Origin of the sequence: Mucilaginibacter sp. (assembly GCF_965225845.1) — a bacterium.
GTDB lineage: Bacteria > Bacteroidota > Bacteroidia > Sphingobacteriales > Sphingobacteriaceae > Mucilaginibacter.
Genome location: NZ_CBDDBL010000002.1, coordinates 2,089,013 through 2,105,352 on the forward strand (window position 1 = coordinate 2,089,013; position 16,340 = coordinate 2,105,352).

At 41.1% G+C, this 16,340-nt stretch carries 16 protein-coding genes; 8 read left to right on the forward strand and 8 right to left on the reverse strand.

Features of this window, described 5'->3' with window-relative positions:
- Nucleotides 1–6: 6 nt before the first annotated feature.
- Nucleotides 7–1,515, reverse strand: a complete 1,509-nt coding sequence (locus ACYZ0U_RS13405; RefSeq protein ID WP_461453042.1) for a carboxylesterase/lipase family protein — start codon at nucleotides 1,513–1,515, stop codon at nucleotides 7–9.
- A gap of 98 nt (nucleotides 1,516–1,613) precedes the next feature.
- Between ACYZ0U_RS13405 and ACYZ0U_RS13410 the strand changes: the two genes are divergently transcribed.
- From ACYZ0U_RS13410 to ACYZ0U_RS13420, 3 genes are all read left to right on the forward strand, one after another.
- Complete coding sequence (locus tag ACYZ0U_RS13410; protein WP_461453043.1) at nucleotides 1,614–1,859, forward strand: DUF2630 family protein; 246 nt, start codon at nucleotides 1,614–1,616, stop codon at nucleotides 1,857–1,859.
- 111 nt (nucleotides 1,860–1,970) lie between these two features.
- On the forward strand, nucleotides 1,971–2,312 hold the full coding sequence (locus ACYZ0U_RS13415; RefSeq protein WP_461453044.1) for a hypothetical protein: 342 nt from the start codon (nucleotides 1,971–1,973) through the stop codon (nucleotides 2,310–2,312).
- Nucleotides 2,313–2,403: 91 nt separating this feature from the next.
- Nucleotides 2,404–3,243 (forward strand): oxidoreductase, encoded by an 840-nt coding sequence (locus ACYZ0U_RS13420; protein ID WP_461453045.1) that lies wholly within the window; start codon nucleotides 2,404–2,406, stop codon nucleotides 3,241–3,243.
- A 106-nt stretch (nucleotides 3,244–3,349) separates the two neighbouring features.
- Here ACYZ0U_RS13420 and ACYZ0U_RS13425 read toward each other — a convergent pair whose 3' ends face one another.
- Complete coding sequence (locus tag ACYZ0U_RS13425) at nucleotides 3,350–3,829, reverse strand: Dps family protein (protein WP_461453046.1); 480 nt, start codon at nucleotides 3,827–3,829, stop codon at nucleotides 3,350–3,352.
- A gap of 96 nt (nucleotides 3,830–3,925) precedes the next feature.
- Here ACYZ0U_RS13425 and ACYZ0U_RS13430 point away from each other — a divergent pair, with 96 nt between their 5' ends.
- From ACYZ0U_RS13430 to ACYZ0U_RS13440, 3 genes are read left to right on the forward strand one after another with little or no spacing between them, the layout of a single operon-like run.
- Nucleotides 3,926–4,684: a DUF4905 domain-containing protein gene (locus ACYZ0U_RS13430; protein WP_461453047.1), complete on the forward strand. Its 759-nt coding sequence runs from the start codon at nucleotides 3,926–3,928 to the stop codon at nucleotides 4,682–4,684.
- A 20-nt stretch (nucleotides 4,685–4,704) separates the two neighbouring features.
- Nucleotides 4,705–5,658, forward strand: a complete 954-nt coding sequence (locus ACYZ0U_RS13435) for a DPBB and LysM peptidoglycan-binding domain-containing protein (protein WP_461453048.1) — start codon at nucleotides 4,705–4,707, stop codon at nucleotides 5,656–5,658.
- Nucleotides 5,651–6,292 (forward strand): uridine kinase family protein, encoded by a 642-nt coding sequence (locus ACYZ0U_RS13440; RefSeq protein ID WP_461453049.1) that lies wholly within the window; start codon nucleotides 5,651–5,653, stop codon nucleotides 6,290–6,292. The genes ACYZ0U_RS13435 and ACYZ0U_RS13440 overlap by 8 nt, the downstream gene beginning before the upstream one ends.
- A 258-nt stretch (nucleotides 6,293–6,550) precedes the next feature.
- Here ACYZ0U_RS13440 and htpG read toward each other — a convergent pair whose 3' ends face one another.
- From htpG to ACYZ0U_RS13470, 6 genes are all read right to left on the reverse strand, one after another.
- On the reverse strand, nucleotides 6,551–8,434 hold the full coding sequence (gene htpG / locus ACYZ0U_RS13445) for a molecular chaperone HtpG (protein WP_461453050.1): 1,884 nt from the start codon (nucleotides 8,432–8,434) through the stop codon (nucleotides 6,551–6,553).
- A gap of 527 nt (nucleotides 8,435–8,961) precedes the next feature.
- Nucleotides 8,962–10,206 carry a beta-ketoacyl-ACP synthase II gene (gene fabF, locus ACYZ0U_RS13450; RefSeq protein ID WP_461453051.1) on the reverse strand — a complete coding sequence of 415 codons (1,245 nt, stop codon included), beginning with the start codon at nucleotides 10,204–10,206 and terminating at the stop codon, nucleotides 8,962–8,964.
- Nucleotides 10,207–10,296: 90 nt separating this feature from the next.
- Complete coding sequence (locus ACYZ0U_RS13455; RefSeq protein WP_461453052.1) at nucleotides 10,297–10,722, reverse strand: secondary thiamine-phosphate synthase enzyme YjbQ; 426 nt, start codon at nucleotides 10,720–10,722, stop codon at nucleotides 10,297–10,299.
- Nucleotides 10,723–10,765: 43 nt separating this feature from the next.
- Nucleotides 10,766–12,022 (reverse strand): aspartate kinase, encoded by a 1,257-nt coding sequence (locus ACYZ0U_RS13460; protein WP_461453053.1) that lies wholly within the window; start codon nucleotides 12,020–12,022, stop codon nucleotides 10,766–10,768.
- Between the two features lie 63 nt (nucleotides 12,023–12,085).
- Nucleotides 12,086–12,553, reverse strand: a complete 468-nt coding sequence (locus ACYZ0U_RS13465) for a GNAT family N-acetyltransferase (RefSeq protein ID WP_461453054.1) — start codon at nucleotides 12,551–12,553, stop codon at nucleotides 12,086–12,088.
- A complete protein-coding gene (locus tag ACYZ0U_RS13470) occupies nucleotides 12,553–13,257 on the reverse strand; it encodes a YggS family pyridoxal phosphate-dependent enzyme (RefSeq protein ID WP_461453055.1) in 705 nt (234 codons plus the stop codon). The genes ACYZ0U_RS13465 and ACYZ0U_RS13470 overlap by 1 nt, the downstream gene beginning before the upstream one ends.
- Before the next feature lie 40 nt (nucleotides 13,258–13,297).
- On the opposite strand from ACYZ0U_RS13470, the gene ACYZ0U_RS13475 reads away from it, so the two are divergent.
- Both ACYZ0U_RS13475 and ACYZ0U_RS13480 read left to right on the forward strand, forming a co-directional pair.
- Entirely contained in the window at nucleotides 13,298–13,852 is a 555-nt protein-coding gene (locus tag ACYZ0U_RS13475; RefSeq protein ID WP_461453056.1) for a DUF4296 domain-containing protein, read from the forward strand.
- A complete protein-coding gene (locus ACYZ0U_RS13480) occupies nucleotides 13,833–16,193 on the forward strand; it encodes an endonuclease MutS2 (protein WP_461453057.1) in 2,361 nt (786 codons plus the stop codon). Before ACYZ0U_RS13475 ends, ACYZ0U_RS13480 begins: the two co-directional genes overlap by 20 nt.
- Nucleotides 16,194–16,340: the final 147 nt, after the last annotated feature.

The window sequence follows — 16,340 nt, forward strand, 5'->3', positions numbered from 1 at the left end:
ACCTCATCACTTTAACAAAAAACAACCCGACGGAAACGAAGGATCATTATAAACGTGCTTTAAATTGTTGATATAAGGCGATTTGTCCAATACAAATACAGGCCGTGTTTCGGTATTATAATTCGGCCAAAGCTGGTCGCCTATTTTAATGTTATCCTCCCCCTTTATAAAGCTCACCCATGCGCTGTGTACCTGCAACGCCAAAAGTGAATCTACCTGTTTAGCATGTTCGGGCATATACCATACATAAGATAATTCGCCGCCATGGGTAGCGCTGCCGCCATTCTTATTGTAGTCAAATCGGTATTTCCAAACCGGGTTGCCATCCTGCGCCAGTTCAGCTGCGAAGCGGTAGCTGTGCATTTGATACATGTATTGCGTTAACACCTTTATAGCGGCGGAATCCGGCGTGTTGTGTGTTAAAGCCATTTGATAAGCAGCTAAAATCTGCTTAAAGTTATCGCCGAACCATCCTTTTAAAACAATACTATCTGGGCGATAGAGCCGTTTATCGCCCCACATAAATAACAGGCTTTCATATTTTGTGGTACCGATAAGTACCCTGACCTTGGGGCTACCATGCTCATTGATATATTGATAAGGGTCTCCGGTAATAATTAAGCCGTCATTAACCGGCCCGAAGTAATTGGTGCCTTGCCTGCTTATAACTTTGCCCTCAGCTTCTATTATTTTTTCGGTGGATAACCCAAACAGATTAGACGCGTTATTGACCGATAAGCTATCCAACATCCTTTTCCTGATCGATTTAGCTGTACTGCTGTCCCGTATGCACTGTACTCCCCCGCTTTCAATAATCAGCTGGCTGTAATATCCCTTAGCCGCCGGACTAACATAAATTGCACTCACCAATTTAGCCCCGGCGGATTGGCCCATTACAGTTACTTTGGATGGATCGCCGTCAAATGCAATGATGTTTTGTTTGATCCATTTAAGTGCCATAATACAATCCAGCAAGCCGTTGTTGCCTGATGTTGCGTAGGCTTTATTCACATCACCCAAATAAGTAAAACCGAAAGCGCCCAAACGGTAATTTATAGTGATAGTGATGATGCCGTCGTTATCCGAAAATGCATGCCCGTTATTACCTTTGCCTGCACCGTTGGTCATACCGCCGCCGTGGATCCAAACCAGCACAGGCATTTTTCCTGCTGGATGATTTGCGGGTTGATAGATATTCAGGCTCAGGCAATCTTCGCTGCCGATAACTTTTTTCTGCGCGCCGACATATTGCGCAGAGATACTACCGAATTTATCACACAAAAGTGTATCAGTCCACGGTGCATGATTTTGCGGGGCTTTAAAACGCAGGTTGCCAACCGGCGGCTGAGCGTATGGAACACCCTTAAAAACGATCGATTGATTTTCTGCAACGCCCTTTATGTATCCGTCTGAAGTTTTAACTACTGTGTTCTGAGCGTTTAAACTGTGACTAAATATTAACGATATTCCTAATAAGGCAAACTTTGTAAGTCCACATTTTTTTTCTGAACGCATAATTAGGTAGTTGGTTATCAAAGTTAAACTATCTTTAATAAATATGTGCAACCTATTCAAAGCAAGTAATTATCTTAGCAATTCACAAAACATCTATTATGAGCAATCCATCAAACGACGGCGCGGCAATGTCGCACATTAAAGCATTAACTGAACGCGAGCAGGAATTATACGGCAAAGAAAACTTAAGCGATAACGACGTAAAGGAACTGCACAAGATCAAGTTAGAGCTTGACCAATACTGGGACTTACTGCACCAGCGCCAAGGTTTACGCGATGCCGGTAAAAATCCTGATCAAGCCGAAATGCGCAGCTCGGATATGATTGAAAATTACGAAGAGTAGTATCGCATTTGCCTGATTGTTAACCTTATATTAAAAACAAGTGTAGCTTTTGGATTAAAAAGGGTGGTTTATCCTGCAATCCTTATTTTTAATTATACCTTTACACCCTACATGGAAGAAAGAACTTACCTACAAACCTGGAAAAAATATCTCCCGGTTATTCGCCTGCATTTAAAAAGAAGTTTGACCGAAGATCAGAGCTTCAAGTTGAACATTACAGATTTTGAATCAGCCGGAGATCGCGGTAAATCAGGTTATACTTTCAGCATCACTATTGAAAACGGTAAAGCTACTACCAGCTTAAGCGGCGCTCCCGTAGCCCGCGACCTTTACGAAGCGTTAAGATCAGACGAAGCGATCAAGGCTATCCTGCAGGATAAAAGCGTAAAAATAGCTGTTGGCAAAACATTCTTATTAAGCATAAAAACTTCTACTATATCAGCTTATAAATAGCATTATTCCTCTTTTATAATTATCAAAATGTATTTGGCCTGACAAACATTTTGCTCCTGTGTTGTTATTTTAATTACAAATAAAATCACCTATGAGCAAAGTATGGTTTATAACAGGCTGTTCCACCGGGTTTGGGCGCGAACTTGCCAAACACGTATTGGAATCGGGCCACAAAGCAGTGGTCGCATCGCGCAAAACTGAGGATGTTGAAGACATCACCAAAGATTACCCGGATACAGCCATCGCGGTAAAACTGGATGTAACTAAGGAAGACGAGATCAAATCATCAGTTGATGAAGCAATTAAAAATTTCGGGCAGATAGATGTATTGGTTAACAATGCCGGTATAGGCTATTTTGGCGCGATAGAAGAAAGCGAAGACGATGAAGTCCGTCGCATGTTCGAGATCAATTTCTGGGGCTTAGCCAACATGACCAAAGCTGTATTACCGCTAATGCGTAAACAACGTAGCGGCAATATCGTTAACATCGCTTCTATTGGCGGTTTAGTAGGTTTTCCTGCGGTGGGTTACTACAACGCGACTAAATTCGCGGTTGACGGTTTCTCGGATGCATTGTCTAAAGAAACTGCGCCATTGGGCATCAAAGTTACCGTGGTTTGTCCAAGTGGTTTCCGTACGGATTGGGCTGGAAGATCAGCCAATAACAGCAAAATTGTAATTAATGATTACAAAGATACCGCTGAGACCAACAAAAACAACATCCGCAATGTGAGTGGCAAACAAGCCGGTGATCCGGTTCGCGCCGCAAAAGCAATTGTTGTAGCAGTTGAATCAGCAAATCCGCCGTTGCACTTGTTGTTAGGCGTTGCTGCCCTAAAGGGTGCACGCAATAAACTGGAAGTTTTGAAAAAAGATTTTGATGCGTGGGAAGATACTACCACAGGTGCGGATTTCCCGGCTGGAGAATAAATAAACAATGTCATTGCGAGAACGAAGCAATCGCGAACTGTGCATTTTGACCTGTATAGCATCCGGTTGCTTCGTTTTTCGCAATGACATTTTAATAGTATGCTAATTAATCCTCGTTAATAAACGAGCGCAGCATCCAGGTATTTTTCTCTTTAAACTGCATAAAACGGTTCACCATATCGTTGGTACCGTCATCGCCGGCATCAGCAGTGATCTCTAATATTTCGCGTTCTATCTCAATTAGTTCAGCCATGTCATCAACCAAAGCTTTAACCATCGCAGTATCTTTCATGCCGATGGTATCAATCTCCTTTAACCTGGCCGTTTTAATATAATCAGCAAAAGTACTGTATGGCGATTTGCCCAGGGTTAAAATACGCTCCGCAAGCTCATCAATGGTAACCAAAGCTTCGGTATATAATTCTTCAAATTTAACGTGCAGCGTAAAAAAGCTTTCGCCTCTAACATTCCAGTGGCAACCACGCAGCTTTTGGTAATGGATGTGATAATTGGCCAGCAGATCATTCAAATGATCTACAACAGGTTTTACTTCTTTTTCTTTTAAACTAATTTTTTCAGCTTTCATAATATGATAATTGTGCCATAAAAAAACCCGTATACATCGGGCTTTGTTTCACAAATTTAAGCTGAAATATGATTAATAAACCTACTTTTACCTTTTATGACAGTGCATCAACCTTACATAGCTCAGCAATTTAACGGGGACATCTGGCGGATGGAAATTGATGAAATTACCGACACAATTTTCATCGAGATCCGTAACGAAGCCGAAAAACAGGTGAGTTTTTCATCGATAGATCTGAATACAGGCAATTTAAATTTCAAGGATCTTGTCACCTCCGAACGCTGGCTTACCGGGATAGAAACCGCTTTTGATGGTGTGTTGCTTTTACATAATTACCAGTCGGCAAGCGGGCCAACACATCGCGGGATTACCGCCATTGATACTGATGCAACTGTATTATGGACCAATTACAACCAGGCGTTCGATCACCTAACCATTAAAGGGCCAATACTTTACGATACCCAGATCCAGCCAAAAAAAATCTATTTAGCAGATGTTAAAACAGGAGCCGTAACACGCTTATATGAACCAACTGTTTTGCCCGGTATAAAAAGCAATATTACTGTCCCAGGCATGGTTTTACCTGAAACTTTGCCGCACGATTTGCTTACCTTTTCGGTTTTTGGAAATAGTGTGCATTATCTGGAGTACAATAATTTCAGAATTGTATCTTTGCACACTTTGCAGGCGGGGGTGTTAAAACAATATCTGTACGTAATGGATGGATCGGTTAAAGTATACGAAGATTTATTGAATACTGATATACAAAAGTTACAACCGGAGGCGTTTATATTACATAAAAACCGCTTGATCTATATTAAAAACAAGACCGAATTAAAAGTTTTAAGCTTATAAATTAAGGATTATAATTTATTATGAAATTTAGGATTTTACTGCTCGTTACGCTTCTGTTATTATCAACAACCGCTGTTTTTGCTAACTCCCTGCGCGACTCTATCGGCGTGGAAAACAAGGATGGCAAAAAAGTTATCCTGCACAAGGTAGACCCAAAAGATAACTATTACTCTTTAGGCCGTAAATATAAAGTGAGCCCGAAAGAGATTATGGCCTTTAATAATAACGCAACCATGCAAATTGGTGTCATCATCAAAGTACCAACCGACAGGCCTTTTTTAGAGTCATCATACAATACACCGCAAAAACCGCAGGTAGTAGTGGTTAAGCCTCAGCAGCGCTCAAATCCGCCGATACCGGTACAGCAGCCTGTTCAACAACAACCTGCGGCCCAGCCGCAACAAACTGTTGCTACCACAAGCAATGTGCCTACTCAGAATTATAAGGTATCAGCTGGTGAAACCCTATATTCAATAGCCAAACGTTTTGGTACTACCGTAGAAGATATTACCCAAATAAACGGTTTAACATCAACAACATTATCGCCGGGCCAGGTAATTAAAGTACGTGCCGGCCAGGGAGCAGCTCCAGTTCCTCCTGCAGCAACCCCGGTTGCGCAACAAAACACCACAAGTGTGGTAGCTGCCGATAGCGCCAACGCCACAAAATTTAACGCCAACCACTATGGTTTGTATGAAAAAGACGAAAAAGGCGTAGCCAGCTGGATAGATGATGCCGACCTTGACCCTAATAAAAAATTAGTATTGCACCGCACTGCGCCAATTGGCACAGTTATTAAAATAACCAATCCAATGACTAACCTGACCACTTATGCTAAAGTGGTTGGCCGTTTTACCGATAACCAGGCAAACAAGGATGTGATCATCGTGGTAACCAAAAATGTGGCCGATTCTTTAGGCGCCTTGGATAAACGCTTTCATGTAAACATAAGCTACGGTAGCCCTAATGAATAAACCTTTTATAATTGGTATTGCAGGAGGCAGCGGCTCAGGCAAAACCTTTTTTTTAAAGTGTTTCTTAAAGCATTTCAGCCACAGCGAAGTAAGTTTGGTATCGCAGGATGATTACTATTTTCCTGTTCCGCCCGACATGACCGCGGAAGAAAACAAGCATTTCAACTTCGATTTACCAGACACGATAGACCATCAGCATTTTGAGGATGATATACAAAGCCTGTTAGATGGCCGGTCAATTACTAAAAAGGAATACACGTTTAACAACCCAAGCGCAATTCCTAAAATTCTCGAGATCAAATCAGCGCCGATCATCATTGTTGAGGGTTTGTTTATCCTGCATTTCAGAAAGATTGCGGACCAACTCGACCTTAAAATTTTTATTGATGCCGATGACGATGTTGCGCTGCAACGCCGCATAAAACGCGATTTGGTTGAACGCGGCTATTCGCACGACGATGTGATGTACAAATGGATAAACCACGTTGTACCCGCCTATAAAGAGTTCCTGCTACCCTATAAAAATGAATGCGACCAGGTGATCGTAAACAACTCCCACGTTGCCGAAGACATTATTTGCGTAACAGAGAATATTTCTGAAGATTTAAGGAAAAAGGTTTTAGAGGATAAATAATTGGTCGTTCCCGCTGTTTATACACCCCATCAGAAGAAGTGAATCGCGCTATCCCGCTGGCGGTTTCACATTTTTGCTAAAGCGGAAATTTATTTTTTTATGTCACTTCGATCGGAGGAAGAAATCTTATAAACCATGCATAATTGGACTATCAAGTCGGAGAGAATTTCGTCCTCTGGTCGAAATGACAATCTAAAATATTATTAAAAAAAAGCCATCCGTTAAAAAACAGATGGCTTTCTCATAAACTTATTAAACTTAAATCAAATTAACACTTCTGTTAACAAACTCAGTAAGCTCTGCTCCTTTTAACAGGCCTTGGGATAGCAGCGCCAAATCAAATGCTTGTTTGGCTAAAGTTGCCTGGGCATCTTCGTTATTATCCTGCAAAATGCGGCTGATCAGTTTGTGGTTGCCGTTTACAACTACTTTGTAGTTGTCGGGCATGCTGCCGTAAAAGCTCATTCCGCCGCCCATAGCTGCCATATCTTTCATGCGGCGCATAAACTCATCCATGGTCACGGTTACCGGTAGCTCGTCAGGGTTAAGGCTTTCCAGCTCAACTTTGTAGGCCGGTTTGTTGATGGCTTTGTCGAATATCGATTTCACCTTGGTGATCTGCTCTTCAGTTAAAACTGATTCAGGGTTTTCATCCTTCGCGATCAGCTTGTCGGCTACATCGGCATCAACACGTTTAAGTGATGTTTTCTCTAATTTTTGCTCTAACTGGCTGATAAAGTGCGTATCGATAGGAGAATCCATCAATAACACATCATAACCCTTTTTATTGGCTGATTGGATAAACGCATCCTGTTTTGACGGATCGTTGGTGTAGATGTATACCAACCTGCCGTCTTTGTCAGTTTGTACCGGTTCTACCTTTTCTTTGTATTCCTCTAAAGTGAAATTTTGTTTAGTGGTGTTGGTCAGCAAAACAAAATCTTTGGCTTTGTCATAAAATTTATCTTCGCTGATCATCCCGTATTTTACAAATACGCCGATGTCGCTCCATTTCTCTTCAAAGCCAGGACGGTCGTTTTTAAACAGTTCTGCTAATTTATCAGCCACTTTTTTAGTAATATAGCTGTTAATTTTTTTAACGTTGCTATCAGCCTGTAAGAAGCTACGGGATACGTTCAACGGGATATCCGGTGAATCGATAACGCCATGCAATAACATTAAAAATTCAGGCACGATATCCTTTACCTCGTCAGTAATAAATACCTGGCGCGAGAATAATTTGATCTTATTTTTTTGTACCTCGAAATCGTTTTTCAGCTTAGGGAAGTAAAGTACACCTGTTAAATTGAAAGGATAATCCACATTAAGGTGGATCCAGAATAAAGGATCTTCGCTGAAAGGATAAAGTTCTTTATAGAATTTTAAGTAATCCTCATCCTTTAATTCAGATGGCGCTTTTGTCCAGATCGGGTTGGTATCATTGATGATATTATCAACCTCAACAGAAATGTATTTTGGTTTGCCTTCTTCGTCAACACCATCTTCTTCCTCTTCGGTTTTTGTGCCGAATTTGATTGGTACTGGTAAGAATTTGCAATATTTATCCAGGATCTCCTGTAATTTGTATTTGCTTAAAAACTCTTCAGATTCGCTGTTGATGTACAAAGTAATCTCTGTACCACGTTCTGCTAAAGTGCCTTCGCCAATTTCAAATTCAGTACTGCCATCGCATACCCAGTAAGCAGGTTCAGCGCCATCCTGGTAGCTCAGGGTTTGTATCTCAACCTTATCGGCAACCATGAATGCAGAGTAAAAACCTAAACCAAAGCGGCCGATGATCTCATTGGCATCTTTAGCTTCTTTAAACTTCTCCATAAACTCGGTAGCACCCGAGAAAGCGATCTGATTGATATATTTTTTTATTTCATCGGCTGTCATACCCAGGCCGTTGTCGCTGATGGTTATTGTCTTTTTGTCTGCATCAAAAGCAACTTCAACGCGCAGGTCGCCCAGCTCGCCATTGTACTGGCCTAATGATGCCAGGCGTTTGATCTTTTGGGTAGCATCAACCGCGTTTGATACCAGTTCGCGCAAAAATATCTCATTATCTGAGTATAAGAACTTCTTAATTATCGGGAAAATATTCTCGGTATGTATCGAGATCGTTCCTTTTTCTGACATAGTATTTTCTGTAAATTGTTTATTAATGATTATGATTTAAGTCATAACAAGGGTTGTTCCAAAAGGATTAAGCTTGTCAAATTGGCAGTAGAGAGAAGAGTTTTCTTTATTTAGATATTAAGGAAAATTGTGTATTGCATTGTAAACTTATCACATGCAAAAGCACGAGATACTTACAATTATCATTTATATTATATTGCCTTTTATTGGGCTTGTAATTTTTCTTCGGCTTAGAAAAAAAATGGAGAATGAGAAAATCATGAGCCCGCCAATATTAGCCTACTTTATAATTTTTTTTAATTATGGAGGTTTATTGACGGTGGTTTTAACAAATTATTTTTTGCAATGGTCAGGAATAGCTTCGTTAGGCGTGTTTTATTTATAGCCTCAATACTAATGATTACAATAGCCTTTTATCTTTACAAAGACAGGAAAGTATCATCTATCACAAATCTGGCTACATAGCAAGCGCAATGTATGTTATATTACTTCCCTTAATCTTTGCAATTATATGTATGTTTGAATAATCAAATCTTCTTAAACACAACAATTCCATTATGCCCACCGAAGCCAAAAGTATTGCTCATAGCCACGTTTACTTTATGCTCGATAGCGTGATTTGGCACCAGGTTCAAATTTGCCGGGAATGCAGGATCAAGTATTTCGGTATTAATGGTTGGTGGTAGTATTTGTTTATCAATAGCTAACAAACACAGTATGGCTTCAATAGCTCCTGCCGCACCTAACAAGTGACCGGTCATTGATTTTGTTGCACCTATTTGCATAGCAGTTGGGCCTGTGCCGGTTAACGAGGTTACGGCCTTCAATTCAGACAGATCTCCTATCGGGGTAGACGTAGCATGCATGTTTAGATAATCCACATCAGCCATGCTAATACCTGCTTCATTTAATGCTAACTGCATTGCTTTTGCTGCACCCAAACCTTCGGGATGGGTAGAGGTCATGTGGTAAGCATCCGCTGTCATAGCCGCGCCGGTTAACTCGGCATATATCTTAGCACCGCGCGCAACAGCGTGCTCGTATTCTTCTAAAACTAAGGCACCTGCACCTTCGCCCATAACAAAACCATCACGATCTATGTCAAACGGCCTTGAGGCATGCTGAGGATCATCATTACGGTTCGACATCGCTTTCATCGCACTGAAACCGCCGATAGATGCTTCAACAATCGGCGCTTCTGATCCGCCAGTGATCACAATCTTAGCCTTACCTAAACGGATGTAGTTGAATGCATCCATTATAGCTGTATTTGATGTCGCGCAAGCTGAAACCGCAGTATAATTGATTCCCATATAGCCATGACGAAGCGAGATCATCCCTGATGCCATGTTGGTTAAAAACTTAGGCACAAAAAACGGACTATAACGGGGGCTACCGTTGCCTTTTGCATATTCAGTAACCTGTTGCTCAAAGGTTTCCATACCACCCTGGCCCGATCCCCATATAACACCCACATCAAACGGATCCATTTTCGAAAAATCAAACCCTGAATCTTTTATTGCCTCATCTGATGATACAATAGCATATTGGGTAAAGGTATCTGTACGTTTAATATCCGCACGATCCATGTGATCCGCGGCGTTAAAATCTTTTAATTCACAGGCAAATTGTGTACGAAATAATGTAGGGTCAAAGCGTGTAATACGGTTTGCGCCGCTTTTGCCGGCTAATGCGTTTTCCCAAAATGTTTTGATATCGTTTCCCAGCGGAGTTAAGGCGCCGATGCCTGTTACAACAACTCTATTAAGCATTATAGTTCTGTATAAATGATCACAAAATTAATAAAATATACCACTTGGTATTATTCTACTGACTTGCAAAGGTAAAATTTATATTAATATTTAGGCTTCTCCCCAGGCAGTAATTACCAGGCTTCGGCTACCGCCGTAATTGCGATGCTCGCACAGGTAAATGCCCTGCCAGGTGCCCAAAGCCAACCGGCCATTGCGGATAGGGATAGTAACCGAACTACCCAGTATGGCCGCTTTTAAGTGAGCAGGCATATCATCGGGACCTTCATCATCATGCTGATAATCTGGGTCGTTCTCAGGCGCTACTTTGTTAAAATACATTTCGAAATCCTTACGCACGGTAGGGTCTGCATTCTCATTAATGGTAAGTGATGCCGAAGTATGCTGAATGAACACCTGCATAATGCCTGTTTTAAACTCGCTGACCTGCGGCAGCGCTTGTATCACTTCAGAAGTTATCAAATGGAAACCGCGCTTGCGTTGGGTAAGTGATATATGTTGCTGGTGGATTTTCATAAACAATTAACATTTATGTTGATGAAAAGTTCAAGCCACATGCTTACCTGACAACCATTTGTGCAGTATTCCTGCTGATCTGTTCCAATAATGTAACCTTACCTTCAGTTAATTTTTTCAACGATCCAAGGGTGTAGTGGCGGGTGGTGAACAGTGTAAGGTTATTGTTATATTTAACTTTAAAGTTACTGCTAACCAATTGCAATAGCCTTTTTAAACGTTCATCATCCTCATCAAAGCAAACGGTGAAGCTTAAAGCCGATGTTTGCATCATGTTAATCTTGATATGGCATTTAGCGAACAGGCTAAATATCTCGCTTAAATGTGTTTCTGAAATAAAAGCGTAGTCCTTCGCCGATAGCGATAATAATACCTGGTTTTGTTTCAGGATGATAACCGGCTTCACATAATGATCGTGGCCATTTTCCTTAATAACGGTCCCCGAAGCAGTTGGATCATTAAATGGTTTTACCAGCAAAGGTATCTTAGCGTTTTGCAGTGGCTTTATTGTCTTGGGGTGGATGACAGATGCACCATAGTAAGTCATTTCAATGGCCTCTGAATAGGGAAGCTCATCAAATTTGATGGTATCCTTAAATAGTTTAGGATCAGCATTTAATATGCCGGGGACGTCCTTCCACGTAGTAACGGATTCCGCACCCAAGCAGGAAGCCAGGATAGACGCTGTATAATCCGAACCTTCGCGACCTAAAGTAGTGGTGAAGTTTTCCGATGTTCCACCTAAAAAGCCTTGTGTAACTATTATGCTTTTTTCAAGCATGGCAGGAATATCTTTTACAGTGGTTTCCCTGGTTTTATCCCATTGTACTACACCTTCGCGGTAAGTATTATCGGTATGAATATATCCGCGTACATCCAGCCATTGACTTTTTAAGCCGATCTTATTGAGATAGGCATTAACTATTCGTGTAGAAACCAATTCACCCACAGAAACGATCTGATCATATATAAAGTCATAATCATCATGCGGCTCGTCCTCCAGCATCCAGTCTATCTCAACAAAAGTATTGGCTACCTCATCAAAAACAGGATCGTTAGCATCAAATATCACGGAAAGAATGTGATAATGGTATTTTTTTATTTCTTCGTAAACCTCGTGTACATCTTCGGTTTGGTTAAAATATTCCTTTGTTAGTTTTTCGAGCGCATTAGTTGTTTTACCCATCGCCGAAACCACGATCAGCAATTGATCGTCTGTATAATTGTTAACTACTTTACCAAGATTTACTATACCGGCAGCATCCTTTACCGACGCGCCTCCGAATTTAAAAACAAGCATTATTTAAGATATTGAGATTACCATACCACGGCAATATTAACGAATTTATTTTAGCGCGACAGATCAATATTTAGCAGCCTGTTCTTGTGACAGCGATGCATTTAGCCAGCCACCCTCAATGTTCGCTTCGTATTTTTTATAAAAACCAATAGCAGGCTCGTTCCAATCCAGCACCTGCCAAACCATTCCGCTGTAACCTAATTCATTTGTTTCTTTAATTATTTGCTCAAATAGCAGCTTACCTATGCCTTTACCCCGGTATTCTTTGGTCACTATAAAATCTTCTAAATATACCCGGCGGCCTTTCCATGTTGAAAAACGGACATAATATAAAGCAAAGCCGATTATTACATCATGATTCACCGCCACAAACGCTTTCCATACAGGGTTGTTTCCAAAACCGGCATCTTCAAATTCCTGTAATGCTACAGTTACTTCTTCGGGTGCCTTTTCAAATATAGCCAACTCATTTACCAGCTCTAACAAACGCGGGCAATCTTCTTTTTTAGCAACTCTTAGGGTAATGTCCATTAGTTTAATTCCGGATTGATAGTTTTAAAATGCTTAATTACTCTGGTGCCAAAAATGGTACTGCCTAATCGCACCATTGTGCTACCTTTTTCAATTGCGATCTTGTAATCGGAAGACATGCCCATTGACAAGGTATCGAAACTCTTTTCTTTACGGAAAAAACTTTGTTTAATGCCTTTAAAAAATGTATCTAATTCATAATATTCATCGGCTATTTGTTTTTCGCTTTCGGTGTTGGTAGCAATACCCATTAACCCTCGGATCCTGATATTTTTCAATTCTGCAAATTCGTCAGACCGAAGTAACTCTATCGCCTCGTCAAAACCTAAACCGAATTTTGTTTCTTCATCCGCTATATATATTTGCATCAGGCAATCAATAACACGGTTGGCTTTTAGCGCATGTTTATTGATCTCCTGCAAAAGCTTCATACTATCAACCGACTGGATCATGCTCACGAATGGCGCTATGTATTTTACCTTATTGGTTTGCAGGTGTCCTATTAAATGCCATTCTATGTCCTTTGGCAGTTGCTCCTGTTTTTCAACCAATTCCTGCACCTGGTTTTCACCAAATATTCGTTGACCGGCTTCATAGGCCTGCAATATATCTTCGTTGGGTTTCGTTTTTGATACGGCTACCAGGGTAACTTTTAGTGCACCGGTTTCTTTTTTTAGGCTGATGATATTATCTGCAATGCTCATTTATACGTATTTTTGCTGAATTAAAGCGCTAAATTACAGAATGCACAAATATATAATCTTGTTTTTTTCAGTATTGACCTTATTATGTTCCTGCAAGGGCGGCGATACACCACCTGATGGCATTCTGGACACGGAAGAGATGATCAATGTACTTATCGATGTACATACGGTTGATGGGAGTATGGTGATGTATAGCCAAATGCAGGATACTTTATATAAATATGGTCTATTGCGCTATAGCATGATATTTCAAAAGGATCATACAGATTCGTCGCAATTCAGAAAAAGTTTTAAATACTACACATTGAGGCCCGCAGTATTTAGCAATATGTATACAACAGTTTTAAAGCGTTTACAGAAAAAGACAGATTCGCTTACAAAACTCTTAACTATACAAAATAAAAATAAGAGCCCCGTTCCCCCGTCAACAGGTGGCAGGGTACCTGTACAGCCTGTGTCCCCGGGCCAGCCAATACCGGCAAAGCCGGGAATGATGATGAATCCTAACCAGGCAGCGATCACGAAGTTTTCTGCCAAAAGAGATTCAATTCTAAAACAACGTTTAAAAGAACAAAATGCTTTACCCAAAAAGTAGTGTTGATAAGCTTGGATTTACCGAGATAAAAGAACTTATAAAGAAGCATTGCCTGAGTATTATGGGCCAGCAAATGGTAGATAAGATACAGGTAATGAATAATTATGACCTTATCCGCAAATTTTTAAGCCAGGCCAATGAGTTTATGAATATCCTGATGAATGATGCTGTTTTACCAATTCAGCATTTTTTCGATATTAAAACGCTGGCTAATAAAGCCCGAATTGAGGGCGTTTTTTTAAGCGAGGAGGAATTTTACCAGGTACAGGCGTCGTTAACTACGGTGTTTGCTGTTATTGCCTATTTTAATGAGCGTGAGGGTCAATATCCTAATTTGGAAGCCTTGTTTGAGTATTTGCCGATAGAAAAGTCCATCCTCAAAAAGATAGACCAGGTTATCGATCCCAAAGGAAAGATCAGGCCGAATGCATCACGCGAATTGATGGATATTACATCAGGTATTGCCAAAGCTGAGCAGGAAGCCCGCAAGAAAATAGATCAGGTATTTAAAGCCGCATCCGGTAATGGCTGGACGGCCGATGGCTCACTAACGGTGCGCGACGGGCGCTTATGTATTCCTTTATTGGCGGAGAACAAGCGTAAACTGAAAGGTTTTATTCATGATGAGTCAGCTTCAGGCCAAACGGTTTATATGGAACCTGAAGAGGTTTTTACACTTAACAATAAAATCCGCGATCTTGAATTTGACCGCAGTCGTGAGATCATCAAAATACTCACCGCTTTAACAGATGAATTAAGGCCTTATGTGCCATTGTTATTAAGCTATCACGGTTTATTAACCAAACTGGATTTTGTTAGGGCTAAAGCCTTATTTGCGATTGACATTGAGGCCGAAATGCCGGTTGTGGTTAACGAGCCGGGATTAAAACTGGTAAATGCACGCCATCCGCTGCTGTTTTTGAACTTTAAGAAAGAGCAGAAAACGGTTGTACCGCTAAATGTCCGGATAGATAATACCGACCGAATTGTTGTGGTATCCGGTCCAAATGCCGGGGGGAAATCCGTTTGCATGAAAACGGTTGGCCTATTGCAGATGATGGTGCAGGCTGGTTTGCTGATTCCTGCTGATGAAGCCAGCGAAATGGGTGTGTTCAGGGAGTTTTTTGTTGATATTGGTGATGACCAGTCGATTGAAAGTGACTTGAGTACGTATAGCGCCCACCTGTCCAAAATGAAAACGTTTGTGGAGCAGGCTAATGGTAAAGCCCTAATCCTGATTGATGAGTTTGGTACTGGTACCGACCCGCAATTTGGTGGCCCGATAGCAGAAGCGGTATTGGAATCACTCAACAATAAAAAGGTGCGTGGCATGGTAACCACCCACTATTCAAACCTGAAGATCTTTGCCAGCAATACCGAGGGATTGGAGAACGCATCGATGTTGTTTAACAATACCGAGATGAAGCCGCTTTATATTTTAGAGGTAGGCAAGCCAGGTAGTTCCTATGCATTTGAAATTGCGCAAAAGATCGGCCTGCCGCAAAATGTGCTCAATTTAGCCAAAAGTAAGATCAGCGCAGGACAAAAAAAGGTGGATACTTTATTGGTTGATCTTGAGCGTGAAAAGAAAGAGATATACGATACCAAAACAAAACTCGACAGGCAGCAAAGGCAGGTAAATATATTGTTAGCGGAGAACGAAAAGCTTAAAAGCTATCTGGAGGAAAACCAGAAAGCACTCATCCGTGATGCAAAGCAGGAGGCTAAGAACATCATCCTGAATGCTAACAAGCTGGTTGAGAATACGATATCCGAAATCAAAAGCAGCAATGCCGATAAGGAACGTACCCGTGAATTACGCGAGAACCTGACCCGCGAAGTACAAAAGAATACTGTTAAAGTTGAGGTTAAAAAGCCGGTTGCTGATCCGGATGAATTAAAGGTTGGCGATTGGGTTAAGCTAAACGACTCCGAAACTACAGGGCAAGTGATGGAGTTTGCCCGGGATAATGTGATCATCGCCATTGGCGACCTGCGTACAGTGGCTAAGAAGAATAAAATACATAAGGTATCTAAGAAAGAAGTGCCTAAAGAGATCAGGAAGAATTTTAGTGCCAATACAGGAGATATAGCCAGCTTTAGCCCGGAGATCGACGTTCGTGGAATGCGCACAGAGGACGCTTTAGCAGCCATTGAACGTTTATTCGACAGAGCGGTTATGATGAGTTTCGGCAGTTTGAAGATCATCCATGGCAAGGGTGACGGCATCCTGCGTAAGATGATCAGGCAGTACCTTAAAAAGTACGACCAGGTTGACCGCATGGAAGATGAACATGCCGATCGTGGTGGTGATGGAATCACTTACGTCTACCTTAAGTAACAGGATTTCGTATTAGTGTATCACGAAATGAGTGAAACAACTGGTACATTTGGAACTATTAAAGCTCTAAAAACGACCTTAAACAGGGCAAAAAAGGCATTGTTATGTTGATTTTATGCCCAAAAACAAGCACTTTTAGCCTAAAAC